This window comes from Streptomyces sp. NPDC048172 (assembly GCF_043202595.1).
In the GTDB taxonomy this organism is placed as follows: domain Bacteria; phylum Actinomycetota; class Actinomycetes; order Streptomycetales; family Streptomycetaceae; genus Streptomyces.
Genome location: NZ_JBIDAT010000001.1, coordinates 1,706,691 through 1,732,993, shown reverse-complemented (window position 1 = coordinate 1,732,993; position 26,303 = coordinate 1,706,691). Strand labels below are relative to the sequence as shown.

The following is a 26,303-nucleotide window of genomic DNA, read 5'->3' as shown; positions in this document are numbered from 1 at the left end:
GCACATACGAAGGAGGCCATTGCCGTCGGATCCTCGCGGGTTCCCATCACGGCAATGGCCTCCTCGTCACAACTGCCCTGTGCCCGACCCTATCGGGCCCGTGCCGGTTCCGGTGTACGGAACCGGCCTGCGGGATACGTCAGGGGGCCGTCAGGCGCCGACGCGGAAGCGGGCGAAGCGCTTCAGCGTGACACCGGCCTCGTCCAGAACCTTCTGGACGGACTTCTTGTTGTCCTTGGCGAACGGCTGGTCGAGGAGGGTGTTCTCCTTGAAGAAGCCCTTCACCCGGCCCTCGACGATCTTCGGAAGGGCGGCCTCCGGCTTGCCCTCCTCCTTCGCCGTCTCCTCGGCGATGCGACGCTCGTTGGCGACGACATCGGCCGGAACCTCGTCCTCGGACAGGTACTTCGGCGCGAACGCGGCGATGTGCTGCGCGACGTCCTTCGCGATGCCCGCGTCGGCCTTGTCCAGCTCGACCAGCACGCCGACCTGCGGGGGCAGGTCCGGGCTGGTGCGGTGCAGGTACGAACCGACGAACGCGCCGGAGAACTGCGCGAAGCGGTCCAGCACGATCTTCTCGCCGAGGCTCGCGTTGGCCTCGTCGACGTACGCCTGGACGGTCTTGCCGGACTCGATCTCCGAGGCCAGCAGCGCGTCGATGTCGGCCGGGGAGGTCGCCTCGACGTGCGCGGCGATGGCCTCGGCGACGGCGACGAACTTCTCGCCCTTGGCGACGAAGTCGGTCTCGCACTTCAGCTCGACGAGCACACCGGCGGTGCTGTCGTCGGCGATACGGACGACGACCGCGCCGTTCTCGGCCGTACGGCTCTCGCGCTTGGCGACGCCCTTCTGGCCCTTGACGCGCAGGATCTCGACGGCCTTGTCGACGTTGCCCTCGGCCTCGTCCAGCGCCTTCTTGCAGTCCATCATGCCGGCGCCGGTGAGCTCCCGGAGCTTCTTGACGTCGGCGGCGGAGTAGTTCGCCATGGTCTGTGAATCTCTTCTCGAAAAGTCGATGAGGTGGGATCGGTCTGCGACAGACCGGGGCGCTTCACGGGTGTACGGCGGGGGCACCCGGCCCCCGCCGTATCACCGTGAAACCTCTGCCCGGAACGGGCTGACGGTCAGGCCTGCTCGGCGGGCTTCTCGTCGGCCTGCTCGGCGACGGCCTGCTCGGCGTCCGCGGCCTTCTCGGTCTCGGCGGAGGTCTGCACCTCGGCCTCGGCGGCGGCCTCGTCCTTGACCTCGGAGGCCTCGGCGGGACGCTCGGCGGTCTCGGCGGCGGCCTCGGCCTTCTCCGCCTTCTCGCCCTCCAGGAGCTCACGCTCCCACTCGGCCAGCGGCTCGCCGGCGGCCTTCTCGCCCTTGCCCTCGCCGGAGCCACCGGACGAACGGGCGATGAGGCCCTCCGCGACGGCGTCGGCGATCACGCGGGTGAGCAGGGTGACGGAGCGGATCGCGTCGTCGTTGCCCGGGATCTTGTAGTCGACCTCGTCCGGGTCGCAGTTGGTGTCGAGGATCGCGACGACCGGGATGTTGAGCTTGCGCGCCTCACCGACGGCGATGTGCTCCTTCTTGGTGTCCACGATCCAGACGGCGCTGGGCACCTTCTGCATCTCGCGGATACCGCCGAGGGTCTTCTCCAGCTTGGCCTTCTCGCGGGAGAGGACGAGCAGCTCCTTCTTGGTGAGGCCGGAGGCGGCCACGTCCTCGAAGTCGATCTGCTCCAGCTCCTTGAGGCGCTGCAGACGCTTGTAGACCGTCGAGAAGTTGGTCAGCATGCCGCCGAGCCAGCGCTGGTTCACGTAGGGCATGCCCACGCGGGTGGCCTGCTCGGCGATGGCCTCCTGGGCCTGCTTCTTGGTGCCGACGAACATGATCGAGCCGCCGTGCGCGACGGTCTCCTTGACGAACTCGTAGGCGCGGTCGATGTACGACAGCGACTGGAGCAGGTCGATGATGTAGATGCCATTGCGCTCGGTGAAGATGAAGCGCTTCATCTTCGGGTTCCAGCGACGGGTCTGGTGCCCGAAGTGGACGCCGCTCTCCAGCAGCTCCCGCATCGTGACGACGGCCATGGCCGTTCTCCTTGGTACTCGGTTGTCATCAGCGGCGGCCGGACCGGCCACCGCTTGCCTGACGCCCCTGACGCGCTGCCCGGGAGGGTGGCCAGAACCTTCTGACCGGCCGCTCCGAGGACCGAGATACGCGGCCACCGGGTGAGGGTGGCGGGGCGTGCGAAGTCAGCCCGGTCACCCGGGCCGCACCAAGAGTGTACGGGACCCGGACGGCGGACCGTGTCCCACGGGGTGACCACGGACGGCCCGGACCTGCCCCGCGGCGGACCCCACCCCCCTCCCACGAGTGACGCCGTTGTCCACAACCCATGAGTTACCCACAGAAATCCCCCATGATCCCCCTCCCCCGACAATCCCCACCACCGTATTCCCATGCACCGCCACACCCCCCACCCCAGGCCCCGCCTCCTGACGGCCCTCACGATCACCCTCGTCGCCCTCGCGCTGACAGTGATCACGGGCGCCTCAGCCCCAGGCGCGCGCCCCCAAGACGCTCCCGCACCCGGAACCCGGCTCCCCAACACACCGGGTGCGGGAGCTCCCCGGGACCGGGCGGGTGGAGAGGACGGAGGAGGCGGAGGGGGCGGGGAGGGGGGAGGGGGTGGGGGACGCGCGTGGCCTGTTGCCGGGGGCTCCGGTGCTCGCCGCCCCCTCGTCGTACGGGCCTGGGAGCCGCCGCCCGAGCCGTGGCAGGCCGGGCACCGGGGGGTCGATCTGGCGGCCCGGATCGGTCAGCGGGTGCGGGCGGCCGCGCCGGGGCGGGTGTCCTTCGCGGGGAAGGTCGCGGGCCGTGGGGTGGTCGCGGTCACGCTGCGGGGCACGGGAAGGCCGCCGCTGCGCCTCACGTACGAGCCGGTGCGCGCCTCTGTCCGCAAGGGCGAGCGGGTGGCCGCCGGGGAGGTCGTCGGCACGCTGACGGCCGCGCGGCCCGCCGGTGGCGCCGGGCACTGTCCGGGCCGCATGCGGTGCCTGCACTGGGGGCTGCTGCGGGGCACGCGCTATCTCGACCCGCTGTCGCTGCTCCCCGCGGCGCTGCTGGGCGGCGGGCCGTCACGGCTGCTGCCGGTGTTCGGGGTGCCGTTCCCGGAGGGTGACGACCGGGGCAGGGCCGGGGCGGTGCGGAGGGACGCCCCCGCGGGGGTGCCGACGGGCGGCGGTACGGCCGGGGGTGCGCTGCTTCTGGCGCTCACGGCTGCCTGGGCCCACCGGCGCCTGCTCCGGCGCAATCCCACGGGGCGGCGCCGTTCCCGACGGGCCCCGTGGACCACGTGGGCCACGGGGGTCCCTGGCGTTCCTGGGGTCAGCCCTGGACACCGCGGAGGGCCATGGCCGCGGCGGCGTCCGCGATCTCCTGGGGGTCCTCGGCGGCGCCGAGCTCGATCCGGCGGACCGCGGAGTCGACCACGCCCTGAAGCAGCATCGCCGCGAGCCTCGGCTGTTCATGGCCGAGGTCGGCGAGGGCTTCGACGACCATCGCGATCAGGCCGCCATGGGCGGCGCGGATCCGCTCACGGGCGCCGGCGTCCAGCTCGCCCGCGGAGATCGCGACGACGGCCCGGTGGCGCCGGTCGCCGACGAGGGCGAGCTGCTGTCGGACGTACGCCTCGACCTTGGCCTCCGGCGTCCCGGCCTCGGCCATGGCGGCCTCGACCTCGGCCGCCCAGACGGGGAAGTCGACGGCGCACAGTTCCTCGACGACGGCGGCGCGCGAGCGGAAGTACTCGTAGACGGAGGAGCGCGCGAGGCCCGTGCTCTGCGCGAGGGCGGGGAAGGTCAGGGCCTCCGTTCCGCCTTCGGACAGGAGTGACCTGGCGGCGTCCAGCAGGGCCGCGCGCTGCATGGTCCGGTGCTCGGCCACGGAGGCCGCTCGAATCCTGGGCACGCTTCTAGCTTACGGAGGTGAGGCCGTACGTCATACGGGCAGGCCCGATCGGCAGGACCGATTCAGCGATACGGCCGCCGCGTCAGCGCCCGACGTCGGCGAGCTTGGCCCGGAGCTGGAGGACGGACTTGGTGTGGATCTGGCTGACGCGGCTCTCGGTGACGCCCAGTACCTGGCCGATCTCGGCGAGGGTGAGGCCCTCGTAGTAGTAGAGGGTGACGACCGTCTTCTCCCTGTCCGGGAGGGTGTTGATGGCGCGGGCGAGGAGACGGCGCAGCTCACGGTCCTCGGCGACCTCGACGGGGTTGTCGGCGGCGGTGTCCTCGAGGGTGTCCATCAGGCTGAGCCTGTCGCCGCCTTCACCGCCCACGTGGAGCAGCTCTTCGAGGGCGACGACGTTGGCGAGGGACAACTGGCTGAAGACGCCGTGGAGTTCTTCGACGGGGATGTCCATCTCCGCGGCGACCTCGGCCTCGGAGGGGCTGCGGCGGAACTTGGCTTCCAGGGTGGCGTAGGCCCGCTCGACGGCGCGGGCCTTCTGGCGGACGGAGCGGGGGATCCAGTCCAGGGCGCGGAGTTCGTCGATCATGGCGCCGCGGATTCGGGTGATGGCGTAGGTCTCGAACTTGATGGAGCGCTCGGGGTCGAACTTCTCGATGGCGTCGATCAGCCCGAAGATCCCGGAGGAGACGAAGTCGGCCTGCTCCACGTTGGAGGGGAGGCCGACGCTGACGCGGCCCGCGACGTACTTGACCAGCGGCGAATAGTGCAGGATGAGTTGCTCGCGCAGCCTGCCGTCGCCCGTTCCCTTGTACGACCGCCAGAGCTCATCCAGCGTGCTGGGCGCGGTCCTGGGCGCAGCGTCATCGACGGCGGTCGGTGCTGCGGCGGTGGCCGTGCGGTCAGGCCCTGGGATGTGCTGAGGCATGCGTCGCCTTGAGCCGTTCTGCTGGATGGTGGTCTGTAGGTGTGCCTGTAGGAATGGGGGCCGTGCGTCTCATTGAGAGATGGTGTGAGCGTAACGTGACTGTGGCGTCGCATTGTGCGACGTAGTGATCGTTCCGCCACGCGGTGAGGTGTGCTCCTCCCGGGGCGCGGGTGCGGTGCGGGTGACCACGTGCACGGCGGCACCGGAGGGCGCCGAGCGGCGGGTGGGTGCACATGGTTCAGCCTTTCACTCGATAGCCCCAGGTCAAGGACCGCCTCATCACCCGATGGAGTGTCGGTCAGGTGAGCGGATCAACTGCCAGCCATCGCCTTCGCGTTCGACGAATCCGAGGGCCCGCAGCTCATGGAGCCGTGCGAGGGCGAGGGCGGGCGGGGTGCTCGCGGCGCGGGCCAACTGCTCGACGGTGACGGGGTGACGGGCGGGCAGTGCCTCCAGGACGCGGGCGGTGTCGCCGCTCAACAGGTCGCGTGCGACGGCCGGTCCGCGCCGCGCGGGGGCCAGGTCACCGATGGTCCCGACGAGTTCGATGATCTCGGCGGCGTCGGTGACCAGGGAGGCTTCTGCGCGCAGCAGTTCGTGCACGCCCGCGGAGAGGCCGGAGGTCACGGGGCCGGGGACGCCCATGGTGTGGCGCCCGAGGCGCTGGGCGTGACGCGCGGTCACGAGGGAACCGCTGCGCAGTGCCGCCTCGACGACCACGGTGCCCCGGGTGAGTGCGGCGATCACCCGGTTCCTGAGGACGAATCTGCTGCGGGTGGGGTGGTCCCCGGGCGGGAGCTCGGCGACCAGCAGGGCGCGCTCCGCGAGGCGTTCGATGAGTTCTCGGTGGCCGGGCGGGTAGGCGACGTCGACGCCGCAGGCGAGCACTCCGACGGTGGGTCCGTGCAGGGCCATGGCGCCTCGGTGCGCCGCGCCGTCGATGCCGTGGGCCGCGCCGGAGACCACAGTCCAGCCCCGTTCGGCGAGGTCGGCGCCGAGGTGTGCCGCCGTGTGCGCGCCGTAGTCGGTGCAGGCGCGGGCGCCGACGACGGCCACGGAGCGCAGGGACCAGTAGCGGAGGGAGGGGGTGCCGCGCACCCAGAGGCCGAAGGGTCTGGCGGTGCCCAGGTCGTCGAGCTGGCGGGGCCATTCCGGGTCGCCGGGGCAGAGGAAGCGGCCTCCTCTTTCCTGGGCGCGGGCGAGGTCCTCCTCGGGGTGGGCCGCCTCGGCCCTGAGCCGGAGGCCCGTCCATCGCTGTGCGCTGGCGCCGGGGAGCGCCGGGCCGTCGGAGTCGAGCGCGGCCAGGATCTCGTGGGGTCCGTACTTCTCCAGCCACTCGCCCATCCGCTGGTCGCCGGGGTCGGCGATTCTGGTGAGCGCGGCCCTGGCGAGGCGCTCCGTGTCCGGGCCGCACTCCCCCGGGGCCATGGGCGCCCGGAGCACTGCACGGGCCTCCGGGCCATGTGACCGGCGCGGCACCTCCACGTCCGCCGTCGCGCGCCTCGCCTCACCCGACCCCTCCCCGGGCTCCGGCCCCGGCCCCGGCAGTGGCAGTGGCAGTGGTGAGGGCTGGCGGCCGGCGCCCGGCTCGGCGGCCCCGCTCATGCGAAGTCTCCCTGGAGGGCGGCGCCGCGCCGGACTCCGGTGCGGAGCTCCAGTGCGAGGTTCACGTCCTCGTGGGTGGGGCGGTCGTGGCCCGCGAGGTCGGCGACGGTCCAGGCGACGCGGAGGACGCGGTCGAGGCCCCGGGCGGTGAGCCTGCCGCACTCCAGGTCCTCCTCGGCCTCGCCGAGGGCTCCGGGCAGGGCCGGGTAACGGGTACGGAGCTCGTGGCCGGGGACCTCGCTGTTGGCGGTCCAGGATGTGCCGAAGAAGCGCGCCGCGGCCCGCTCCCGTGCTTCGCGGACGCGGACGGCCACCTGGGCGCTCGTCTCGGACGGGGCCCCGTGGGCGAGCAGCTGATGGCGGGCCAGGGGTTCGACGCCGACGCGCAGATCCACCCGGTCCAGGAGCGGGCCGGAGAGCCGGGCGCGGTAGCGCCGGACGGTGGCGGGCCTGCATTCGCATTCGCCTCCCGGGCCCCCGTACAGCCCGCAGGGGCAGGGGTTGGCGGCGAGGACGAGGAGGAAGCGGGCGGGCATGCGCATCATTCCGGCGGCGCGGGCGACGACGATGCTGCCCGATTCGAGGGGCTGCCGCAGCGCGTCGAGGACTCTCGTCGCACATTCGGCGGCTTCATCGAGAAAAAGCACGCCATGGTGTGCGAGGGAGACGGCGCCGGGGCGGGGCAGCCCGCTGCCACCTCCGACGAGGGCCGCCATGGTGGCTGAGTGGTGCGGGGCACAGTAGGGCGGCCTGCTGACGAGGGGCTGGCCGGGCGGCAGGGCTCCGGCGACGGAGTGGACGGCGGTGACCTCCAGCGATTCCTGTGGGGTGAGGGCGGGGAGCAGCCCGGGGAGGCGCTCGGCGAGCATGGTCTTGCCCGCTCCGGGCGGGCCTTCGAAGAAGACGTGGTGCCGGCCGGCGGCGGCGATCTCCAGGGCGTGGCGGGCGCGGGTCTGTCCGGCGACGTCGGCGAGGTCGACCACGTGCTCGGTGCCCGGCATGCCGATGAGTCCGGGGGCGGTGTCGGGGAGGGCGGGGAGACCGGCGAGGAAGGGGGCCGGGGGCTCGCCGTCCTGCGGGGTCTCCTCCTCGGGGACGGGTTCGTCGGTGAGCAGGGCGATGAGCTGCCGGAGGCTGCGGACGCCGAGGACGGTGACGTCGGGGACGAGGGAGGCTTCGGGGGCTGCCTGCTCGGGGACGACGACGCGCTTGTATCCGGCGTCGGCCGCGGCGAGGACGGCGGGCAGGACGCCGCGCACGGGGCGGACGCTGCCGTCGAGGCCGAGCTCGCCGATCATGGTCAGTCCGGCGATCTCCCTCGGGTCGACGCGCTCGGCGGCGGCGAGGATGGCGCAGGCCACTGCGATGTCGAAGCCGCTGCCGCCCTTGGGGACGGAGGCGGGGCTGAGGCCGACGGTGAGCTTCTTCTGCGGCCAGGCGACGCCGGAGTTCACGATGGCGGCGCGGACTCTGTCGCGGCTCTCGGTCAGGCTCTTGTCGGGGAGGCCGACGAGGGTGAAGGCGGTGACGCCCGGTTCCAGATCGGCCTGGACCTCGACGAGGACGCCGTCGACCCCGACGAGTGCCACGGCGCAGGTGCGTGCGAATCCCATCAGCCCACTCCCCGTACGTGCTGGATCATGGGTGCCCCGCGCTCGGGGAGCAGGACACCGACGAGGTCGATGCGGACTCCTCCGGGTGGGAGGCGCCCGTACCGGGTGAGCCAGTGGTCGCTGAGCCAGCGGGCGGCGAGGCGGCGCAGGCGGGCGGTCTTGCTGGGCGGCAGGGCCGCCATGGGATGTTCGAACACTCCGTGGCGGGTCGCGCGGCGTGTCTTGACCTCGCAGACGACGAGCGCGTCGGCGTCGCGTGCGATGAGGTCGATCTCTCCTTCGGCGCATCGCCAGTTCCGCACGAGGACGGCCATGCCCTCTTCTCGCAGCCGGCGTGCGGCCAGGTCTTCTCCATAGCGGCCGATTGCCACTCGGGCGTTCATCCGCACCACCTCCGGCATCGAATGTGCCGGGCCGGGAGGCGGCGCGGGGATCGGCTTTTTTTCCGGGGATAACCCGGCTCCTGTGGATAACTCGCTCACCCTGGCGGGTGAACGTGCAGGAGCCGGGGAGCTTCAGGCATGAACCTGGGCGCCTCAGGCGTGAGCCCGGGCGTCCTGGGCGCTTCAGGCGCCCCAGACGTCATCCCTTGAAGCCCGTGTCCTCCGGAAGGTCGAGGTCGCTCTTGTTGAGCTCCTCGATGTTCACGTCCTTGAAGGTGAGCACGCGCACCTGTTTGACGAACCGGGCGGGCCTGTACATGTCCCACACCCACGCGTCCGCCATCGAGACCTCGAAGAAGACCTCGCCCTGGACCGAGTGCACCTGCATCTCGTAATCGTTGGTGAGGTAGAAGCGGCGATCGGTCTCGATCACGTACTTGAACAGCCCGACGACATCTCGGTACTCCCGGTAGAGCTTGAGCTCCATCTCGGTCTCGTACTTCTCGAGGTCCTCGGCACTCATGGCATGTTCCCCTTCAGCCGTGCGTCCCCCTATTGTGCGTCACCCTGCCCGGTCCCGGGCCGAAGATGACATGCGCCGCGCGATCGGTCCGTACGCGGCTCCGCCGAGGATGAGGACGGCGCCCGCGAGGATCGCGGTCTCGATGAGCCGGAGCGGCCCGGGTTCCGAGGTGCCGCCCGGCAGCGCGGCGAAGCCGGGCGGCTCGGGGAGCGTCCCGAAACCGTTGATGGGCCAGGCCACGGCGTCGACACGCGCCTTCACGGCGGAGCGGGGCACGGCGCCCTTGTCGCCGTCCTCCAGGTGGACGCGCGAGTCCAGCGACTCCAAGCGGTTGTCGCCGAGCAGGAAGAGCTTGTCGCGGGGGATGGCCGTCGGCTCGAAGGCCCGCTGCCCGCCCTTGCTCGTCGAACGCAGATACGGCTCGTCGACGGACTTCCCGTTCACCGTCAGCCTGCCGTCCTTGTCGCAGCAGGCGACCTTGTCCCCGCCGACGCCGACCACCCGCTTGACCATGGGCGACGCGCCCCACACCGCGTCCTGGAAGACGACGACGTCGCCGCGCCGGACCGTGTCGCCGTCCGTACGTTCTGCCAGGACGCGGTCTCCGGCCTTCACGGTGGGGTGCATGGAGTCGGTCGGCACCGTGTACGGCTGGTAGAGCACGGCTCCCCAGATGAAGCCGCCCAGGAAGAGCACACAGCCGAGGGCCACGGCCGCTCCGGACAGCACTCCGCCCAGCCGGCCGCGGCCCTCGCCGCTCCGTACCGCCTCGCTCATCGCCGCACTCCCGGGTCGTCCGTCACGCTCCCGGGGCCCCGCCGAAGCGGGGCCCCGAAGATCTGCGCGCACCCTACCCGCGGGTACCCGACGGCGTCAGCCCTTGTCAGCCGCCGAGACGTCCCTGGCCGTGTCCATGGCCGCGTCGCTGACCTTGTCCCTGCCGAGCTCCCTGGCCGCGTCCTTGCCGAGCAGCCGCCTGCGGCGCCACAGCACCAGCGGGACGGCACCGGCCAGGCCGAGCGCGGCGGGCGCGGCGGCGGCCGCCTGGGCCGAGATGCCCTTCTGGTCGAAGGTGTCCGGCACCGGCAGCATGCCCCAGCGGTTGATCGGCCAGGCCTTGACGATGGCGCGGCCCACGACCTGCTGCTCGGGGACGAAGCCGCCGCCGGGCTGGTTCTGGTGGTACCGCGAGTCGAGCGAGTCCTGACGGTGGTCGCCCATGACCCACAGCTTGCCGTCCGGCACCTTCAACGGCCCGAACGGCTTGTCGCCGCAGGGCGTGTTGCCCGGGTACAGGTACGAGGTCTCGTTCAGGGCCGTGCCGTTGACCTTGACCTTGCCGTTCTCCTTGCACTCGACGGTGTCGCCGCCGACCGCGATGACGCGCTTGATCAGGTCCTTCTCGTTCGCCGAGGGCATCAGGCCGATGAAGCTGAGGCCCTTCTGGACGATGTTCTCCTCGATCTGCGCCTCGGGCAGCCAGCCGCCCGGGTCGTGGAAGACGATGACCTCGCCGCGCTCCGGGGTCGATCCGAACCACGGCGTGAGCTTGTCGACGAGCACCCTGTCGCCCCGCTGCAGGGTGTTCTGCATCGAGTCGGACGGGATGGAGAACGCCTGCACCAGGAACGTCTTGATCAGCAGCGCCAGGATCAGCGCGATGCCGATCAGGATGGGCAGTTCCTTCCAGAAGGAACGCTGCTTCTTGTTCTTGCCCGCGCCGCTCCGTGAGGTCGCGGCGGCGGTTCCGTCCCCGTCAGTCCCGGCGGCCGCGCCACCGGCCGCTCTCTCCACGGCGGGCGGCTCCTTGTCGCCCGTCCCGCCCCGTACGCCGGGACGCTCGTCCTCCGGATCGCCGGAACCGGACCGTGCGCCAACCGCCAAGTCCCCCACATCCACTCCTTACACTGCGCTGCCGCCTGTCCGAGAGCCGGTACAGGCCCACCACTCCCATAACGAGCGGGAGTTCCGCAGAGAACGGGAGTTGTACCACTGGATTGTTACTGGCCCCGGACGCCGAGGCGGGTGCGCCGCGCGCATCCGGTACCGAAGCATATGTCTCGGGTTCTTCCAGCCGCCGCCAGTGCCCGAACGGCCATGCGATCACGACCGCCCGTCCGACGACGAGGTCCTCCGGAATCGTCCCCTTGTCCGGCTCCCGCAGGTGATACCGGGAGTCGGCCGAGTTCGACCTGTGGTCACCCATCACGAATACCCGTCCGACGGGGACCTGCACCTTGAACTTGAGCTGCGAAGGCTTGTTCCCCGGATGCAGGTACGGCTCGTTCAGAGGTTCGCCGTTCACCGTCACCCGGCCCTGCTTGTCGCAGCACCGCACCGTGTCGCCGCCGACCCCGACGACCCGCTTGATCAGGTCCTGCTCGTCGTCGGAGGGCAGCAGGCCTATGAAGGTCAGGAATTCCTTCCCCTGCTTGATGCCGATCGGGGGGTCTTCCTTCTTTTTCTTCTCCTTCTCCAGCCAGCCGCCCGGGTCCTTGAAGACGACGACGTCACCGCGCTCCGGCTTCGAGCCGAACCACGGCGTGAGCTTGTCGACCAGCACCCGGTCGCCGATCTTGATGGTCTGCTCCATCGAGCCGGACGGAATGACGAACGCCTGCACGAGGAACGTCTTGAGCACCAGCGCGATCAGGAGCGCGACCCCGATGAGGATCGGTATCTCCTTGGTCGCCGAGAGCCTGCGGCGGCGCTTGATCCGCTTGGCGGCCCGCCGCCGGTCGGCCCGCCCCTGCCCGGGGCCGCGCAGCGAACGCCGCCCGGTCCCGGTCCCGGCCCCGGTCTCGGCCGGGTCCTCGCCGTCTCCCTCGGCGGGATCGGCGTAGGCGTCCGCCCCGGCCTCCGGCTCCCTCTCCGGTACGGGCGCGTGTACGGGCGCGGGCGCGGGTTCCGGCACAGGCGCGGGCGCCGGTACGGGCGCGGGCCGCTGCGCGTACGGGCCCTGACCCGGACCCGGGCCCGGCTGGGCCGGGTACCCCTGCTGGCCGGGAGGCGCGGAGTAGTCGAAGGGCTCGCTGTAGTCGTAACCGCCGTTGTAGTCGTACGGGCGGCCGTTGCCGTCGTACGTCCCTGCCCCGTTGCCGTTGTACGGGGCCTGTCCGTTGCCGCCGTACGGGCCCTGACCGTTGCCGTTGTACGGCCCCGATCCGTTGCTGTCGTACGGCTCGCCGTAGCCGTATCCGCCTCCCCCGTGCTGCCCGTGCTGCCCGTGCTGCTCATACGTCCCGTACGACTCGTACGACTCATACGCCTCGTACGTCTGCTGCGGAGGCGGCGCGTCGTACGGGACGGGGCCGCCCTGGACCGGGGGGCGGGGGGCCGGGGCCGGGGGCTCGGCGTCGTACTCGCTCGGGACGCCGTACGCGTACCGGCGGGGCGGCCGGGGGCCGGGGCCGGGGCCGGGGGGCCCGGGCGGGCCCTGGTGGCCTCCGGGCGGCCGCTGACCGCGGCGGTCAGCCATGGCGCACCGAGCCCATGCGGCCGAACGGCCAGCCGATCCAGTCGGCGCGGCCGATGACGCGGTCGACGGGGACGGTGCCGCCGCCCGGCTCTCCCAGATGGTCGCGGGAGTCGCTCGACATGGAGCGGTGGTCGCCCATCACCCACAGCCGCCCGCTCGGGACCTCCGTCTCGAAGGGAACGGCAGAGGGTGTGTCTCCGGGGTGCAGATAGCTTTCGTCCACCGGCTCACCGTTCACCTCGATCCTCCCCCGCTTGTCGCAGCAGCTCACCCGGTCGCCCCCGACGCCGATCACGCGCTTCACATAGTCCGACTCGGCGGGCTCGACCAGGCCGGTCACGGCTCCGGCCTTGCGCAGGAGAGTGGTCACAGGGTTCCCCTCGGAGCCCTCTTCCCCCGCGAAATTTCCGGTGCCGTCAAAGACCACAACGTCTCCGCGCCCCGGATGGTTGCCGAACCGGTAGGCGAGCTTGTTCACCATGACCCGGTCACCGACGCGCAGGGTCGGCTCCATCGAAGAGCTCGGAATCAGAAAAGGCTGCACCACAAAGGCGCTGGTCAGCAAGAGGACGCCGACCAGCACAGCGGCGCCGACGCCGACACGAAAGGAGCGCGACCGGCTCTTCCTTCCCTCTTCGGGGTCGGGAGAGCGATCGCGCTCCGGTTCGTCGTGCTGTGCGTCCGTGTCCATCGAGCCGAAGCCTAACCGGCGCCGGAACGGACGCGGCGGGAGATCAGCTCTCGCGCTTCTCCTTGATCTTCGCGGCCTTGCCGCGCAGGTCACGCAGGTAGTACAGCTTGGCGCGGCGGACGTCACCGCGGGTCACGACCTCGATCTTCTCGACGATCGGGGTGTGCACCGGGAAGGTGCGCTCGACGCCGACACTGAAGCTGACCTTGCGGACCGTGAAGGTCTCACGGACACCGGCGCCCTGGCGGCGGATGCAGACGCCCTTGAACTGCTGCACACGAGAGCGGTTGCCCTCGATGACGCGCACGTGCACGTTGACGGTGTCGCCCGGGCGGAAGGCCGGGAGGTCGCTGCGCAGGGACGCGGCGTCGACGCTGTCGAGAAGGTGAGACATGTGTGTCCGCTTTCCTCGCTGATGCCACAGGTCATCAGCGGAATGATCGTGATGATGAGTAAGGAGCCGCCACTCCGTGCGGGCGTTGGTCCCCCTGTGGCAGGGTCGCGCGCCGGACGTGAGGCAGCGGCCTATTCTTCCACGGCCTCCCCGGACAGCCAAAATCGGCCGTCCGTTCCCTGCCGCCAGCCCAGTTCCTCCAGGGTGGCGCGGTCGTGCTTGTCGAACGCCTCGGGGCCGCAGCGCCCGATCAGATCGGGCCGGTGCGCGGTCGTACGGGCGAGGGCCTGGTCGCGGCGCCAGCGGGCGATCTTCCCGTGGTGGCCGCTCACCAGCACCTCGGGGATGTCCCGGCCGCGCCACTCGGGCGGCTTGGTGTAGACGGGGCCTTCCAGGAGGTCGGCCATGGCGCCGGGCGCGAAGGAGTCGTCGCGGTGCGACTCGGCGTTGCCGAGCACCCCGGGGAGCAGGCGCGCGACGGCCTCGACCATGACGAGGACGGGTGCTTCACCCCCGGCGAGCACGTAGTCGCCGATGGAGACCTCGCGGACGTCGAGGCGCTCGGCGTACTCGTCGATGACGCGGCGGTCGATGCCCTCGTAGCGCGCGGGCGTGAAGACGAGCCAGGGCTTGCCGGACAGCTCGACGGCGAGCTCCTGCGTGAAGGGGCGCCCGCTGGGCGTGGGCACGACGAGAACCGGCTGAACCGGCTGACCCGGGCCCTCGGCCCCGCCCTCGGCGGTCCCGGATTCCAGTACGGCGTCCAGGGCCTCGCCCCAGGGGTCGGGCTTCATGACCATGCCCGGGCCGCCGCCGTAGGGGGTGTCGTCGACCGTGTGGTGCCGGTCGTGGGTCCAGGCGCGCAGGTCGTGGACGCGGACGTCGAGGTCGCCGCGGGCGCGTGCCTTGCCCACGAGGGAGACGTTCAGGGGCTCCAGGTACTCGGGGAAGATCGTGACGATGTCGAGTCTCACCGCTGCCTCCGCTGCCTCACAGGCCGCTGTCTCACGGGCCGCCGCCTCACAGCGAGTCGTTCTCGTCGAGGAGACCGGGCGGCGGGTCGATGACGACGCGCTGGGCCTCCAGGTCGATCTCGGGGACGATCTCGGTGACGAACGGGATCAGCGCCTCGCTCCCGTCCTCGCGGCGGACCACGAGCAGGTCCTGGCCGGGTGGGTGGGCGACCTCCTCGATACGGCCGACGGGCGTGCCGTCACGGGTGACCACGTCGAGGTCGGCGAGCTGGTGGTCGTAGAACTCCTCGGGGTCCTCGGGCCGCTCCTCGGGGTCGATCTCGGCGATGAGGAGGGTGTTGCGCAGGGCCTCGGCCGCCGTGCGGTCGCGGACGCCCTCGAAGCGCAGCAGGAGGCGCCCGCTGTGGACCCGGCCGGTCTCGATGGTGAGCGGCCCGGCGGAGGAGGGGTCGGTGGCGAGGACGGCGCCGGGGCCGAGCCGCAGCTCGGGCTCGTCCGTCCTGACCTCGACGGTGACCTCGCCCTTGATTCCGTGAGCGCGGCCGATGCGCGCGACGACTAGCTGCACTGTTGCTACTCCGTGCTCGGTTCCGTGCTCGGTCTGAGCTGCTCATGAGGACTCGGTCCGAGCCGCCCATGAGGAGGGTGCACCGGGGCGTGCCCGTGGACGCGACGACGGGCCGGGGTCGGCGGAATCGCCGTCCCCGGCCCGTGCCGGTGCTGCGTGGTGCGCTTCGGCTTCAGCGGACCTGGTCCACGTCGACGAGGTCGACACGGACTCCACGGCCGCCGAGGGCACCCACGACGGTGCGGAGGGCGCGGGCCGTACGGCCGTTGCGCCCGATCACCTTGCCGAGGTCGTCGGGGTGGACCCGGACCTCGAGAACGCGTCCGCGGCGCAGATTGCGGGAAGCGATCTGCACCTCGTCGGGGTGGTCGACAATGCCCTTCACCAGGTGCTCGAGGGCCTCCTCGAGCATCCTCACGCCTCGGTCGACTCGGAGGACGCCGACGAGTCGGCCTTGTCGCCCTCGTCCGTCTTCTTGTCGGCCTTCTTCGCCTTCGGGGTGATGGCCTCACCCTTCGGCTCGTCGCCGGAGTCCTTGGCGGCGGCCTCGAAGAGGACCTTCTTGTCGGCCTTGGGCTCGGCGACCTTCATCGGCTCCGGGGCCGGGAGGCCCTTGAACTTCTGCCAGTCACCGGTGACCTTGAGGATGGCCGCGACCGGCTCGGTCGGCTGCGCGCCGACACCCAGCCAGTACTGCACGCGCTCCGAGTCGACCTCGATGCGCGAGGGGTTCTGCACCGGGTGGTACAGGCCGATCTCCTCGATGGCACGGCCGTCACGGCGCGTGCGGGAGTCGGCGACGATGATGCGGTAGTGAGGCGAACGGATCTTGCCCAGACGCTTCAGCTTGATCTTGACTGCCACGGGTGTGGTGTCTCCTGGTCTTGACGTGGGTGGGCACGACGCTGCTCCACGTGGGGTTGTGGTGCGCGGGTGTCCGATGGACGCGTCAGCCGGAGGAGAGAGGGGTCCTGTGCGGCTGTCGAGTTCAGCCGTCCATGATGCCACACGCGTGGGTGCCTGCCGAACCGCGCCCCCGCTCCCTCCAGGGCCGCGCCCGGAGGCACGGCCCTGGGGGGAGCGCACACGCGAGGACGCCGCCGGTGCGGGTCAGCCGACCGCCGCGACGGGTTCGGCGGCGGGCTTGCCCTTGGCCTCGACGGGGTTGACGGGATTGACGGGGTCGACCGGGTCGACGGGGATACGGAACGGCTTGCCGCAGGCGCCGCACATGATCGGCGCCTGCGCCAGGACGGAGGGGACGACGCGGACGTTGCGCCCGCAGTCGCAGACGGCCTTGACCCGGACGCCTCCGCCGGAGGAGCCGTGCCGTGCGGCGGGGCCGCGGAAGCTGCGGCCGGTGTCGGTCTCGGTGGCGGCGCTGTAGGCCTTCAGGGCGCGCTGGAGGCGCTCGATGGTGGGGCGGTAACGCCGTCTGGTGTCGGGGGTGAGGACCACCAGGGAGAAGCCGCTGCTGGGGTGCGGCTCCTCCGGGTGGTCCAGACCCAGCTCCTCGGCGATCGCCAGGAAGCGTCGGTTGTGATAGCGGCCGGCGCGCGAGGTGTCCCGGACACCGCGCGCCGCGGCGATTCCGTGGACCGCCTCGTGAAGCAGCCGCTCGAAAGAGAGACCAGCGCCACAGGCGGACGACGACTCTCCGATCAGTGATTCGGGCGCGGCCAGATCTGGCAGCTCGGGGTGGTGCCGTTGAATGTCGGCCCAGGCGGCTGCCAGTTCGGCGGCGAGAACTGGTGGTGTCGTGCTCACGTCGTTCCCAACGAGCAGGAGTGCCCCAGTGTTCCGATTCCAGGGCATCCCAAATAATTTGCACGTACCAGTCAGTTCACACTGATGGGTCTGGACGAGGGCGGGTGCGCAGATCTGAGGAGAACCCTCGCACCCGGCCCAAGCCGGGACGTATCACCAGATCGCCCCGCTGGCGTAGTCCTCGCCCCACGGCGCCCCCGGCGCCCCTGTCGCCCCCGTCTCCTCAGTAGGCGCGGGCGACCACGGCCAGGTTCCCCGGCGCGTCGTCCGTCTCCGGGACGGAGCCGTCCTCGGTGACCAGGCAGCGCACGGTCACCGACCGCTCGGCGAGCTTCTCCTCGCCCTCCGGGCCGAGCACGGACCACGGGATACGGGCCCAGCCTCCGGCGGTCGCCGCCTCGGCGGCCTCCTCGATCGTACGCACGTCGCTCGTGCGGCTCTCGCGCAGCTCCCTCGACTGCCGCAGCAGCAGCGCCTGTTCCTCCTCCAGCAGGCCCGGGAGCAGGCCGGGGAGCGCGTCGGCGCGGACCGGCTCCTTGCCGCCCCGCGCGCGCCGGACGAGCACCGCGGTACCGCCGTGCTCCGGCTCGCGCTCCAGGTCACGGGGCCCGATCTCGATACGTACGGGGACGCCCTTGAGTTCCCGGTCGACGGCGCGGCGGCCGAAGGGGGTGTCGGTCCTGTCGTCGGCCTGGGCGCGGATCCCGGCGGCGCGCAGCGCGTCGGTGACCTCGCGGACCTTGGCGAGCACGGCCTCGTCGCCCTTGACGGCGAGCACGACGGCCTGGACGGGGGCGAGGCGGGGCGGCAGCCGGAGCCCGTCGTCGTCGCCGTGGGCCATGACCATGGCGCCGACCATGCGGGTGGTGCTGCCCCAGGAGGTCTGCCAGACGTACTCGCGGCCGCCCTCGCGGGAGAGGTAGCGGGTGCCGAAGGCGCGGGCGAAGTTCTGGCCGAGCTCGTGGCTGGTGCCCATCTGGAGGGCCTTGCCGTCGCCCATCATCGCTTCGAGGGTGAGGGTGTTGAGCGCTCCGGCGAACCGTTCGCGGGCGGTCTTGCGGCCGGGGACGACGTCGATGCCGAGGACGTTCACCATGAAGTCCTGGTAGACGTCGCGGTGGATGCGCGCCGCGTAGTCGCGCGCCTCCTCGTAGGTCGCGTGCGCCGTGTGGCCCTCCTGCCACAGGAACTCGGAGGTGCGCAGGAAGAGGCGGGGGCGCATCTCCCAGCGGACGACGTTGGCCCACTGGTTGATCAGCAGGGGGAGGTCCCGGTAGCTCTGGATCCAGCGGGAGAAGTGGTCGTTGATGATCGTCTCGGAGGTGGGGCGGATGACCGCGGGCTCCTCCAGCTCCTTGCCGCCGCCGTGGGTGACGACGGCCAGTTCGGGCGAGAAGCCCTCGACGTGCTCCGCTTCCTTCGTCATGTACGACTGCGGGATGAGGAGGGGGAAGTACGCGTTCTGTGCCCCCGCGTCCTTGATGCGGGCGTCCATGCCCTGCTGCATCCGTTCCCAGATGGCGTAGCCGTACGGTCGGATCACCATCGTGCCGCGCACCGGGCCGTTCTCGGCCAGCTCCGCCTTGCCGACCAGCTCTTGATACCAGCGCGGGAAGTCCTCGGAACGGGGCGTGAGGACGGGTGATTTCGCCATGCCGGGCATGGTACGGCCGCATGCGCTGCCCCGGAGCGCCGGTGGGCGCACATGGTGGCAGGGGCGCACAAGAGGAGCGCGGAAGACATCCGGGCGCACCCCCTGGACGCACGGACAGATGCGCTGTTCCCTGGGCATACGGGGGCGGGCACCACCACTCAGGGGATCCCTCCGGAGGATCCCTGCGGAACCCAGACGGCCGCGACAGAGTTCCAGCGGATTGGGGCGTTGCGATGACACCCGCGCTCGTGCACCACCGGCACCGGACCGCGTCTCCGACGGCGGAGCAGACCGCCCGGGCGCGGGACTGGGCGGAGATCCAGGAACGGATGCTGGTCCCGCTCTACGAGGCGGTGTACGAACGGCTGGAGATCGGCCCCGGCACGCGGGTCCTCGGCCTGGGCTGCGGTGCGGGGCTCGCGCTGCTGCTGGCGGCGGAGCGGGGCGCGGTCGTGCACGGGGTGGAGACCGATTCGGCGCGGCTGGAGCTGGCCCGGGAGCGGCTGCTGCCGGAGCCGGAGCGGGGCGCGCGTCCGTGGGAGGCGCGGCTGACCGGGGACGACCCGGAAGAGCGGATTCCGCCGGAGGGCGAGGGGCCCACGCTGGTGACGGCTTTCGACGCGCTGCCGGGCGCGGAGGCGCTGGCCCGTACGGTGGCCGGGCTGGAGCGCGGCACGCCCGTGGTGCTGGCGGGCTGGGGTCCCTCGGAGCGGTGTGCGACGGCGCCCGCGCTGCGGGTGGCGACGCGGCTGGCGGAGCCGGCGGCCGAGCCCGCCTCGGGGTGTGCGCACTGGTGCGGGCGGGACGATCTGGAGGACCTGGCGCGCCGTGCGGGGCTGCGGCTGGACGGTTCGGGCCGGGTCGCGTGCCCGTTCGGGTACGCGGGCATGGAGAGCGCCGTGCGGGGTCTGCTGTCGACGGGTCTCTACGATCCGGCGGTACGGGCGACCGACGAGGAGCAGGTCCTCAAGGAGCTGGTGGAGGCGCTGCATCCGTATCTGCGGGACGACGGGACGCTGTGGATGCCGAACCTGTTCCGGTATGTGATCGCCCGCGCGTGACGCGGCGGGACCCGTCGGCCGCGGGGTCAGACGCCGGTCCACTCCTCCGCGGTCAGCGCGTAGCGCTCGTGGTCGCGCCAGGCGTTGTTGAGGAAGAGCAGGCGGGGTGAGAAGCCCTCGTGGCGGAAGCCGAGGCGGCGGGCCATGGCGAGGGAACGCGCGTTGTCGGGCTGGATGTTGATCTCCAGGCGGTGGAGTCCGAGCCCCTCGGGTCCCTCGGTGAAGCAGCGGTCGACGACGAGTCTCAGTCCCTCGGTCATCCGGCCGGTTCCGGCGTAGGGAAGGTAGCTGTCGTAGCCGAGCGAGGCGTTGCGGAACCGTGCGCGCACGATGTTGGCGACGTTGACGCGTCCGACCAGGCCGCCGTCCTCGCGGTCGAGGACCATGAAGGTGCGCAGCGCGGGGCCCTGGCGGCGCAGCAGGTCGGGGAGGCCGTCGGGCTCCACCGGGTTCCAGGGGCTGAGGTGGTCGGTGGAGCGGACGACGGCGTCGCTGTACATGCGTTCGTCGTCGGGCCTGGGCGGGCGGATGTGGACTCGCGTCGTCGGCACAGTGGACATGGAGGCCATCATCCGCCCTTGGCCCGGAGGGCTCACTTCGGGGGCAGGATGTCCTTGAACTCCTGGGGGAGTTCGAAGTCGCTCGCGTCCTGTCCGGCGCCGGGGAGGCCGAAGGCGCCGCCCTGGCCGCCCTGACCGCCCGCTGCCTTCCGCTCGGCGGCCTCCTGCTCCTCCTGCTTGCGCTTCATCGGGTTGCCCGACTGGCGCTTGCCCTTGGCCTTCTTCTGCTGCTTGCCCTTCTTCCGGCCCGCGCCGCCGGGCATTCCCGGCATGCCCGGCATCCCGGGCATGCCGCCGCCCTGGGCCATCTTGGACATCATCTTGCGGGCCTCGAAGAAGCGCTCCACGAGGTTCTTGACGGCGCTGACGTCCACGCCGGAGCCGCGGGCGATACGGGCGCGCCGCGAGCCGTTGATGAGCGTGGGCTCGGCGCGCTCGCCGGGCGTCATGGACTTGATGATCGCGGCGGTGCGGTCGACCTCGCGCTCGTCGAGGTTGTTGATCTGCTCCTTCATCTGGCCCATGCCCGGCATCATGCCGAGCAGCTTGGAGATGGAGCCCATCTTGCGGACCTGCTCCATCTGGGCCAGGAAGTCGTCGAGCGTGAACTCCTTGGGCCCCTTCGCCAGCTTGGCGGCCATCTTCTCGGCCTCGGCCTGGCTGAAGGTCTGCTCGGCCTTCTCGATCAGCGTGAGCATGTCGCCCATGCCGAGGATGCGGGACGCCATGCGGTCCGGGTGGAACGCGTCGAAGTCGTCCAGCTTCTCGCCGTTGGAGGCGAACATGATCTGCTTGCCGGTGACCTGGGCGACCGAGAGGGCCGCGCCGCCGCGCGCGTCACCGTCGAGCTTGGAGAGCACGACGCCGTCGAAGCCGACGCCGTCGCGGAACGCCTCCGCCGTGGTGACCGCGTCCTGACCGATCATGGCGTCGACGACGAAGAGGATCTCGTCAGGGCTGACCGCGTCGCGGATGTCCGCGGCCTGCTGCATCAGCTCCTGGTCGATGCCCAGGCGTCCGGCGGTGTCGACGACGACCACGTCGTGCTGCTTCTCGCGCGCGTACGTGATCGAGTCCTTGGCGACCTTGACCGGGTCGCCCACCCCGTTGCCCGGTTCGGGCGCGAAGACGGCGACGCCCGCGCGCTCGGCGACCACCGAGAGCTGGTTGACCGCGTTCGGGCGCTGGAGGTCGGCGGCGACCAGCATCGGGGTGTGGCCCTGCTGCTGGAGCCAGCGGCCGAGCTTGCCCGCGAGGGTCGTCTTGCCGGCGCCCTGGAGGCCGGCGAGCATGATGACGGTGGGCGGGGTCTTGGCGAACCGCAGACGGCGGGTCTCGCCGCCGAGGATGCTGATGAGCTCCTCGTTGACGATCTTGATGACCTGCTGCGCCGGGTTCAGCGCCTGGGAGACCTCGGCACCGAGCGCGCGCTCCTTGACCTGCTTGATGAAGGCCCGGACGACGGGCAGGGCGACGTCCGCTTCGAGGAGGGCGATACGGATCTCGCGCGCCGTAGCGTCGATGTCCGCCTCCGAAAGGCGCCCCTTGCCCCGGAGGTTCTTGAAAGTGCTCGCCAAGCGGTCGGAGAGAGTATCGAACACGGCGGTCGCGGGTCCTTAGCGTTGTCGGTCAGGTCGGCATCGACCCCCCAGGGTATCCGCCCTTCGGGGGTACGGTCAGTGCCGGGCTTCTCCGCCGTCGCCGCGGGATCCGCGTCGGGGAGTCACCCCAGCTCCGCCTCCAGCGAGCGTGCCAGACCCGCCGCCTCCTCCGCTGCCAGGGGCGCCCCCTCGGGCCCTGTCACGTAGAACACGTCGACGGCGCTCGCGCCCAGGGTGCTCACCCGCGCGCTGCGCACCCGGACGCCCGCGCCCTCCAGCGCCCGGCCGATGCGGTGCAGCAGCCCCGGGGCGTCCTGGGCGCGGACCTCGATCACCGTGGCGAGCTCCGAGGTGTCCGGCGCGACGGTGACGCGGGGCGGCGGGGGCGGCGTGCCCCGGCGGCGCGGCCCCCGGTGGGCGGCCTCGCGCTCGGCGAGGCGCGCGGCGATCGCGAGGGAGCCGTCGAGCGCCCGTACGAGGTCGGCGCGGAGCCGCGCGGCCTGCGGCAGCGAGCCGTACGCGGCGGCGACCCGCCAGGTGAGCAGCAGCACGGAGCCGCCCGCGGCGTCCGTCACCCCCGGGGACAGCTCCAGCAGCCGCAGGTCCGCCGAGCGAACGGTCAGCCGGTGCAGGGCGAGGACGCCCGCGACGGCGGGGAGCACGCCGGGCTGGTCGGGCAGCGCGATCTGGAGTTCGACACCGACGGGTTCGGCCTCGCCGTCCGGCGCGTGCGCCGCGGCCCCGCGCGCCGCGGCTCCGTCGGCGTGGGCGCGCAGCGCCAGCACGGGTCCTGCCGTGCGCCATGCCTCGATGCCGAGCCGTTCGGCCTCGGCGGTCGGCGCGTACGGGGCGGCCGGGGCCGCGGGCGCGCCGGAGAGGACAGCCCCGGTCCGCGCGACCAGGTCGGCGACGAGCCCGGCGCGCCAGGAGGACCAGGCGGCGGGTCCTGTGGCGCGCGCGTCGGCCTCCGTCAGGGCGTGCAGCAGTTCGAGCGTCTCCGGGCTGCCGACGGCGCGGGCGACCGACCGGAGGGTCGCGGGGTCGTCCAGGTCGCGCCGGGTAGCCGTCTCGATGAGGAGCAGATGGTGGCGTACGAGCGTGGCCAGCGTCTCCGCGTCGGCGGCGCCGAACCCCATCCGGGCCGCGGCGTCCCGCGCGATCGTCGCGCCGGTGACCGCGTGGTCGCCGGGCCAGCCCTTCCCCATGTCGTGCAGCAGCGCGGCGACCAGGAGCAGGTCGGGGCGGTGCACCCGGCGCGCGAGGGCCGAGGCGCGCACGGCCGTCTCGACGAGGTGGCGGTCGACGGTGAACAGGTGCACGGGGTTGCGCTGCGGGCGGCACCGTACGCGTTCCCAGTCGGGCAGCATCCGGGCGACCAGTCCGGCCGCCTCCAGCGCCTCCCACACGGGCACGGTCGCCTCGCCCGCGCCGAGGAGGGTGACGAACTCCTCGCGCGCCTCCTGGGGCCACGGCACCGGCAGGGCGGGCACGGAGCGCGCCATCTTGCGCGCGGCGGGCAGCGCCAGCGGGAGTCCGGCCTGCGCCGCCGCCGCTGCCGCACGCAGCGGTAGCACGGGGTCGCGCTCGGGGCGCGCGCCACGGGCGAGCGCCGCCTCGCCCTCGTGTTCCACCACCCCCTCGGCCAGCGGCGTCCGCTCCCCCGCGCCGGACGCCGACGCCGGTCCGGCCCCCGGGCGCGGGCCCGGGCCCGCGCCCGAAGCCAGCAGTCCGCGCAGCCGCGTACGCCCCCCGCGGGCGCGCAGCACGCGTCCGACCTCGCGCCAGGTGACCTCGCTCGCGTACGAGAGGGCGCGTGCCGCCTCGTAGACGTGGCGCAGCAAGGTGTCGGCGTCCAGCAGGCCGAGCGCGGACGCGACCTGGTCCTGGTCCTGGAGCGCGAGCCTGTCGGTGGCCCGCCCCGTGGCCAGATGCAGCGCGTCGCGGACGTCGAGCAGGGTGCGGCGGGCCTCCTCCAGCCCCTCGCGGGGCGCGTCCGCGAGCCAGGAGGCGGCGACGGCGCGCAGCGCGGTCACCTCGCGCAACCCGCCGCGCGCCTCCTTCAGGTCCGGCTCCAGCAGGAACCGCAGCTCGCCGTGGCGCCGCGCCCGTTCCTCGCCCATCTCGCGCAGTTCGGGCAGCCGCCGGGGCGCCTGCGCGCGCCAGCGCGCGTACGCCGCCGTCCGCAGCCCGTCCGTGAGCGCGGGGTCGCCCGCGAGGTGCCGCGCGTCCAGCAGTCCGAGCTGCACCTTGAGGTCGTCCTCGGCGGCCTTCCGCGCCTCGGCGGGCGTCCGTACCGAGTGGTCGAGGGCGAGCCCGAGGTCCCAGACGGGGTACCAGACGCGGTCGGCCAGCGCCGCGATCCCGCCCCCGGCCGTACGCCCGTCGTGCAGCAGCAGAAGGTCCAGGTCGCTGCGCGGCGACAGCTCCCCGCGCCCGTACCCGCCGACGGCGACGAGCGCGACACCGTCCGGGATCCCGTCCCCGAGGAGCCCCGCCAGCCACGTGTCCGTCAGCCCGGACAGCGCGGCCCGCCGCGACGGCCCGTCCAGCGCGCCCTCCTGGAGGAGCCGCAGCCGCGCGGCGGCGTAACTCTCCTCTGCCGCCCCGGTCTTCTCGGTGGTCATGAAAGCGCCCTTCTGCTGTCGTGCCCCGAAGGGGCGCGGGGAACCGCGCGCCCGGCCACGGCGCTCCCGCAGCCGCGCACGTCCCTCCGCGGCACCCCCGTAGGCACCGCGGAGGAGGGAGCTACAGCGCGTCCGGCCCCCGCTCACCGGTCCGTACGCGGATCGCCGTCTCGACCGGCACCATCCAGACCTTGCCGTCGCCGATCTTGCCGGTGCGGGCCGCCTTGACGACGATCTCCGCCAGCTGCTCCGCGTCCTCGTCCTCGGCGAGGACCTCGATACGGATCTTCGGCACGAGGTCGACCTTGTACTCGGCGCCCCGGTAGACCTCGGTGTGGCCGCTCTGCCGCCCGTAGCCGCTGGCCTCGGTGACGGTGAGGCCCTGGACGCCGAAGGCGCGCAGCGCCTCCTTCACCTCGTCGAGCCGGTGCGGTTTGATCACCGCGGTGATGAGCTTCATGCGTCCACCTTCCTGGAGAGCGGGGCCTGGGCCGCGGGCACGCCGTCACCGGAGTGCGAGCGCGAGGCGGAGACGCCGCCGACGGCGCTGAAGTCGTAGGCGGTCTCCGCGTGGTACGCCTGGTCGAGTCCGGCCGTCTCGTCGTCCTCGTCGGCGCGGAAGCCGATCGTGGCCTGGACGAACCTCGCCAGCAGCCAGGAGACGACGAACGAGAACGCCATCACGGAGAAGGCTCCGACGGCCTGCTTGCCGAACTGGGTGAAGCCGCCCACGCCGTCGATCGCGAGGAAGCCGACGAGCAGCGTGCCGATGACCCCGCCGACGAGGTGGACGCCGACGACGTCGAGCGAGTCGTCGTACCCCAGCTTGTACTTGAGGCTGACCGCCCAGGAGCAGACGGCCCCGGCGACGACGCCGATGAGGAGCGCGCCCATCGCGTTGACGGCGGCGCCGGAGGGCGTGATGGCGACGAGGCCCGCCACGGCGCCGGAGGCGGCGCCGAGGGTGGTGAAGGCGCCGTGCCGGATCCGCTCGTAGACGAGCCAGCCGAGGACGGCGGCGCCGGTGGCGACCTGGGTGTTGACGGCCATGGTGGCGGCGGTGCCGTCGGCGGCGAGGGCCGAGCCCGCGTTGAAGCCGAACCAGCCGAACCACAGCAGCGCGGCCCCGAGGACGACGAGCGGCAGGCTGTGCGGGCGCATCGGGTCCTTCTTGAAGCCCGCGCGCTTGCCGACGACGAGGACGGCCGCGAGCGCGCCGATGCCCGCGTTGATGTGGACGGCGGTGCCGCCCGCGAAGTCGATGACCTCCAGCTCGTAGAGCCAGCCGCCCTCGGCCCACACCCAGTGGGCGACCGGGAAGTACACGATCGTGACCCACAGCGCGATGAAGAGCGTCCAGGCGCTGAACTTCACGCGGTCGGCGAGCGCCCCGCTCATCAGCGCGGGCGTGAGGATCGCGAACATCATCTGGAAGAGGACGAAGGCGAAGACGGGGATGCCGTCCTTGCCGGTCAGGGTGTCGACCGAGATGCCCTTGAGGCCGACGAAGTCGAGGTTCCCGATGACGCCGCCGGTGTCGGGTCCGAAGGCCAGCGAGTAGCCGTAGAGGACCCACAGGACGGTGACGACGCCGAGCGAGACGAACGACATCATCAGCATGTTGAGCGCGCTCTTGACCCGGACCATGCCGCCGTAGAAGAAGGCGAGGCCGGGCGTCATCAGCATCACCAGGGATGCGCTGATCAAGACGAATGCGGTGTCCGCGCCGTTCAATGGACGACTCCTCGGGTCACGACCCGTACAGCCGCTCTCCGTGATCTTCGCGGCGCGGCCCGGGTCCGGCGGGCGGTATGCGCGACAGGTTTCCGAAGGCCGGTTTCCGCCGATGCCGTGCGGTGTTTCGCGTCCGTGACGATGGCCGGGGACGTGTTACGCCGGGATGAACCACGGCCCCACGC

Annotated in this window: 25 protein-coding genes and 1 pseudogene; 2 read left to right on the top strand and 24 right to left on the bottom strand. The window is 72.1% G+C overall.

Annotated features, from left to right (window positions below):
• Positions 1-150 precede the first annotated feature (150 nt).
• Positions 151-987 carry a translation elongation factor Ts gene (gene tsf, locus ACGF3A_RS08005; protein WP_393726874.1) on the bottom strand — a complete coding sequence of 279 codons (837 nt, stop codon included), beginning with the start codon at positions 985-987 and terminating at the stop codon, positions 151-153.
• A 137-nt stretch (positions 988-1,124) separates the two neighbouring features.
• Complete coding sequence (gene rpsB / locus ACGF3A_RS08000; protein ID WP_393726872.1) at positions 1,125-2,078, bottom strand: 30S ribosomal protein S2; 954 nt, start codon at positions 2,076-2,078, stop codon at positions 1,125-1,127.
• Positions 2,079-2,450: 372 nt separating this feature from the next.
• Here rpsB and ACGF3A_RS07995 point away from each other — a divergent pair.
• Positions 2,451-3,029: pseudogene (locus ACGF3A_RS07995) on the top strand (peptidoglycan DD-metalloendopeptidase family protein); the annotation flags it as partial.
• 349 nt (positions 3,030-3,378) lie between these two features.
• Here the strand turns inward: ACGF3A_RS07995 and ACGF3A_RS07990 are convergent.
• The 17 genes from ACGF3A_RS07990 to proS form a co-directional block, all read right to left on the bottom strand.
• Entirely contained in the window at positions 3,379-3,936 is a 558-nt protein-coding gene (locus ACGF3A_RS07990; protein ID WP_393727222.1) for a TetR/AcrR family transcriptional regulator, read from the bottom strand.
• Positions 3,937-4,042: 106 nt separating this feature from the next.
• Positions 4,043-4,888, bottom strand: a complete 846-nt coding sequence (gene whiG / locus ACGF3A_RS07985) for an RNA polymerase sigma factor WhiG (RefSeq protein WP_393726870.1) — start codon at positions 4,886-4,888, stop codon at positions 4,043-4,045.
• Between the two features lie 279 nt (positions 4,889-5,167).
• Complete coding sequence (gene dprA, locus ACGF3A_RS07980; RefSeq protein ID WP_393726868.1) at positions 5,168-6,316, bottom strand: DNA-processing protein DprA; 1,149 nt, start codon at positions 6,314-6,316, stop codon at positions 5,168-5,170.
• Between the two features lie 173 nt (positions 6,317-6,489).
• Entirely contained in the window at positions 6,490-8,106 is a 1,617-nt protein-coding gene (locus tag ACGF3A_RS07975; protein ID WP_393726866.1) for a YifB family Mg chelatase-like AAA ATPase, read from the bottom strand.
• Entirely contained in the window at positions 8,106-8,489 is a 384-nt protein-coding gene (locus ACGF3A_RS07970) for a YraN family protein (RefSeq protein ID WP_393726864.1), read from the bottom strand. Before ACGF3A_RS07970 ends, ACGF3A_RS07975 begins: the two co-directional genes overlap by 1 nt.
• A 199-nt stretch (positions 8,490-8,688) precedes the next feature.
• On the bottom strand, positions 8,689-9,012 hold the full coding sequence (locus ACGF3A_RS07965) for a DUF2469 domain-containing protein (RefSeq protein ID WP_393726862.1): 324 nt from the start codon (positions 9,010-9,012) through the stop codon (positions 8,689-8,691).
• 39 nt (positions 9,013-9,051) lie between these two features.
• Entirely contained in the window at positions 9,052-9,789 is a 738-nt protein-coding gene (lepB, locus tag ACGF3A_RS07960; protein WP_393726860.1) for a signal peptidase I, read from the bottom strand.
• Between the two features lie 96 nt (positions 9,790-9,885).
• Positions 9,886-10,806: a signal peptidase I gene (lepB, locus tag ACGF3A_RS07955; protein WP_393726858.1), complete on the bottom strand. Its 921-nt coding sequence runs from the start codon at positions 10,804-10,806 to the stop codon at positions 9,886-9,888.
• The gene (lepB, locus tag ACGF3A_RS07950) at positions 10,769-12,490 is read right to left on the bottom strand and encodes a signal peptidase I (RefSeq protein ID WP_393726856.1); all 1,722 of its coding nucleotides are present in this window, start codon (positions 12,488-12,490) and stop codon (positions 10,769-10,771) included. Before lepB (ACGF3A_RS07950) ends, lepB (ACGF3A_RS07955) begins: the two co-directional genes overlap by 38 nt.
• Positions 12,483-13,181, bottom strand: a complete 699-nt coding sequence (gene lepB / locus ACGF3A_RS07945) for a signal peptidase I (RefSeq protein ID WP_393726854.1) — start codon at positions 13,179-13,181, stop codon at positions 12,483-12,485. The genes lepB (ACGF3A_RS07950) and lepB (ACGF3A_RS07945) overlap by 8 nt, the downstream gene beginning before the upstream one ends.
• 43 nt (positions 13,182-13,224) lie before the next feature.
• Positions 13,225-13,575 carry a 50S ribosomal protein L19 gene (gene rplS, locus ACGF3A_RS07940; RefSeq protein ID WP_393726852.1) on the bottom strand — a complete coding sequence of 117 codons (351 nt, stop codon included), beginning with the start codon at positions 13,573-13,575 and terminating at the stop codon, positions 13,225-13,227.
• Positions 13,576-13,706: 131 nt separating this feature from the next.
• Positions 13,707-14,549, bottom strand: coding sequence for a tRNA (guanosine(37)-N1)-methyltransferase TrmD (trmD, locus tag ACGF3A_RS07935; protein WP_393726850.1), 843 nt, complete (start codon positions 14,547-14,549; stop codon positions 13,707-13,709).
• A 46-nt stretch (positions 14,550-14,595) separates the two neighbouring features.
• Positions 14,596-15,117 (bottom strand): ribosome maturation factor RimM, encoded by a 522-nt coding sequence (rimM, locus tag ACGF3A_RS07930; protein WP_393726848.1) that lies wholly within the window; start codon positions 15,115-15,117, stop codon positions 14,596-14,598.
• A gap of 172 nt (positions 15,118-15,289) precedes the next feature.
• Complete coding sequence (locus ACGF3A_RS07925; protein ID WP_209237778.1) at positions 15,290-15,529, bottom strand: RNA-binding protein; 240 nt, start codon at positions 15,527-15,529, stop codon at positions 15,290-15,292.
• A gap of 2 nt (positions 15,530-15,531) precedes the next feature.
• Positions 15,532-15,981 (bottom strand): 30S ribosomal protein S16, encoded by a 450-nt coding sequence (rpsP, locus tag ACGF3A_RS07920; RefSeq protein WP_393726845.1) that lies wholly within the window; start codon positions 15,979-15,981, stop codon positions 15,532-15,534.
• A 246-nt stretch (positions 15,982-16,227) separates the two neighbouring features.
• The gene (locus tag ACGF3A_RS07915) at positions 16,228-16,932 is read right to left on the bottom strand and encodes a hypothetical protein (RefSeq protein WP_393726843.1); all 705 of its coding nucleotides are present in this window, start codon (positions 16,930-16,932) and stop codon (positions 16,228-16,230) included.
• A gap of 175 nt (positions 16,933-17,107) precedes the next feature.
• On the bottom strand, positions 17,108-18,538 hold the full coding sequence (gene proS / locus ACGF3A_RS07910; RefSeq protein WP_393726841.1) for a proline--tRNA ligase: 1,431 nt from the start codon (positions 18,536-18,538) through the stop codon (positions 17,108-17,110).
• A gap of 233 nt (positions 18,539-18,771) precedes the next feature.
• On the opposite strand from proS, the gene ACGF3A_RS07905 reads away from it, so the two are divergent.
• A complete protein-coding gene (locus tag ACGF3A_RS07905; protein WP_393726839.1) occupies positions 18,772-19,599 on the top strand; it encodes an SAM-dependent methyltransferase in 828 nt (275 codons plus the stop codon).
• A 26-nt stretch (positions 19,600-19,625) separates the two neighbouring features.
• On the opposite strand, the gene ACGF3A_RS07900 is transcribed toward ACGF3A_RS07905, so the two are convergent.
• The 5 genes from ACGF3A_RS07900 to ACGF3A_RS07880 form a co-directional block, all read right to left on the bottom strand.
• On the bottom strand, positions 19,626-20,159 hold the full coding sequence (locus ACGF3A_RS07900; protein ID WP_393726837.1) for a GNAT family N-acetyltransferase: 534 nt from the start codon (positions 20,157-20,159) through the stop codon (positions 19,626-19,628).
• 32 nt (positions 20,160-20,191) lie between these two features.
• The gene (gene ffh, locus ACGF3A_RS07895) at positions 20,192-21,760 is read right to left on the bottom strand and encodes a signal recognition particle protein (RefSeq protein ID WP_393726835.1); all 1,569 of its coding nucleotides are present in this window, start codon (positions 21,758-21,760) and stop codon (positions 20,192-20,194) included.
• A 122-nt stretch (positions 21,761-21,882) separates the two neighbouring features.
• Positions 21,883-24,384, bottom strand: coding sequence for a [protein-PII] uridylyltransferase (locus tag ACGF3A_RS07890; protein WP_393726833.1), 2,502 nt, complete (start codon positions 24,382-24,384; stop codon positions 21,883-21,885).
• 121 nt (positions 24,385-24,505) lie between these two features.
• Positions 24,506-24,844, bottom strand: a complete 339-nt coding sequence (locus ACGF3A_RS07885; protein WP_393726831.1) for a P-II family nitrogen regulator — start codon at positions 24,842-24,844, stop codon at positions 24,506-24,508.
• Positions 24,841-26,118, bottom strand: coding sequence for an ammonium transporter (locus ACGF3A_RS07880; protein WP_393726829.1), 1,278 nt, complete (start codon positions 26,116-26,118; stop codon positions 24,841-24,843). The genes ACGF3A_RS07885 and ACGF3A_RS07880 overlap by 4 nt, the downstream gene beginning before the upstream one ends.
• Positions 26,119-26,303 lie beyond the last annotated feature (185 nt).

What these genes read in the sequence shown, in the direction of transcription:
- whiG (WP_393726870.1), bottom strand. Translation starts at nt 4,888, where the DNA reads ATGCCTCAGCACATCCCAGGGCCTGACCGCACGGCCACCGCCGCAGCA.
- ACGF3A_RS07905 (WP_393726839.1), top strand. Translation starts at nt 18,772, where the DNA reads ATGACACCCGCGCTCGTGCACCACCGGCACCGGACCGCGTCTCCGACG.
- ACGF3A_RS07890 (WP_393726833.1), bottom strand. Translation starts at nt 24,384, where the DNA reads ATGACCACCGAGAAGACCGGGGCGGCAGAGGAGAGTTACGCCGCCGCG.
- proS (WP_393726841.1), bottom strand. Translation starts at nt 18,538, where the DNA reads ATGGCGAAATCACCCGTCCTCACGCCCCGTTCCGAGGACTTCCCGCGC.
- lepB (WP_393726854.1), bottom strand. Translation starts at nt 13,181, where the DNA reads ATGGACACGGACGCACAGCACGACGAACCGGAGCGCGATCGCTCTCCC.
- ACGF3A_RS07885 (WP_393726831.1), bottom strand. Translation starts at nt 24,844, where the DNA reads ATGAAGCTCATCACCGCGGTGATCAAACCGCACCGGCTCGACGAGGTG.
- ACGF3A_RS07925 (WP_209237778.1), bottom strand. Translation starts at nt 15,529, where the DNA reads ATGCTCGAGGAGGCCCTCGAGCACCTGGTGAAGGGCATTGTCGACCAC.
- ACGF3A_RS07915 (WP_393726843.1), bottom strand. Translation starts at nt 16,932, where the DNA reads ATGCCCTGGAATCGGAACACTGGGGCACTCCTGCTCGTTGGGAACGAC.
- lepB (WP_393726860.1), bottom strand. Translation starts at nt 9,789, where the DNA reads ATGAGCGAGGCGGTACGGAGCGGCGAGGGCCGCGGCCGGCTGGGCGGA.
- rplS (WP_393726852.1), bottom strand. Translation starts at nt 13,575, where the DNA reads ATGTCTCACCTTCTCGACAGCGTCGACGCCGCGTCCCTGCGCAGCGAC.
- ACGF3A_RS07970 (WP_393726864.1), bottom strand. Translation starts at nt 8,489, where the DNA reads ATGAACGCCCGAGTGGCAATCGGCCGCTATGGAGAAGACCTGGCCGCA.
- dprA (WP_393726868.1), bottom strand. Translation starts at nt 6,316, where the DNA reads ATGGCCCCGGGGGAGTGCGGCCCGGACACGGAGCGCCTCGCCAGGGCC.
- lepB (WP_393726856.1), bottom strand. Translation starts at nt 12,490, where the DNA reads ATGGCTGACCGCCGCGGTCAGCGGCCGCCCGGAGGCCACCAGGGCCCG.
- ACGF3A_RS07965 (WP_393726862.1), bottom strand. Translation starts at nt 9,012, where the DNA reads ATGAGTGCCGAGGACCTCGAGAAGTACGAGACCGAGATGGAGCTCAAG.
- rpsB (WP_393726872.1), bottom strand. Translation starts at nt 2,078, where the DNA reads ATGGCCGTCGTCACGATGCGGGAGCTGCTGGAGAGCGGCGTCCACTTC.
- tsf (WP_393726874.1), bottom strand. Translation starts at nt 987, where the DNA reads ATGGCGAACTACTCCGCCGCCGACGTCAAGAAGCTCCGGGAGCTCACC.
- ACGF3A_RS07975 (WP_393726866.1), bottom strand. Translation starts at nt 8,106, where the DNA reads ATGGGATTCGCACGCACCTGCGCCGTGGCACTCGTCGGGGTCGACGGC.
- ACGF3A_RS07900 (WP_393726837.1), bottom strand. Translation starts at nt 20,159, where the DNA reads ATGTCCACTGTGCCGACGACGCGAGTCCACATCCGCCCGCCCAGGCCC.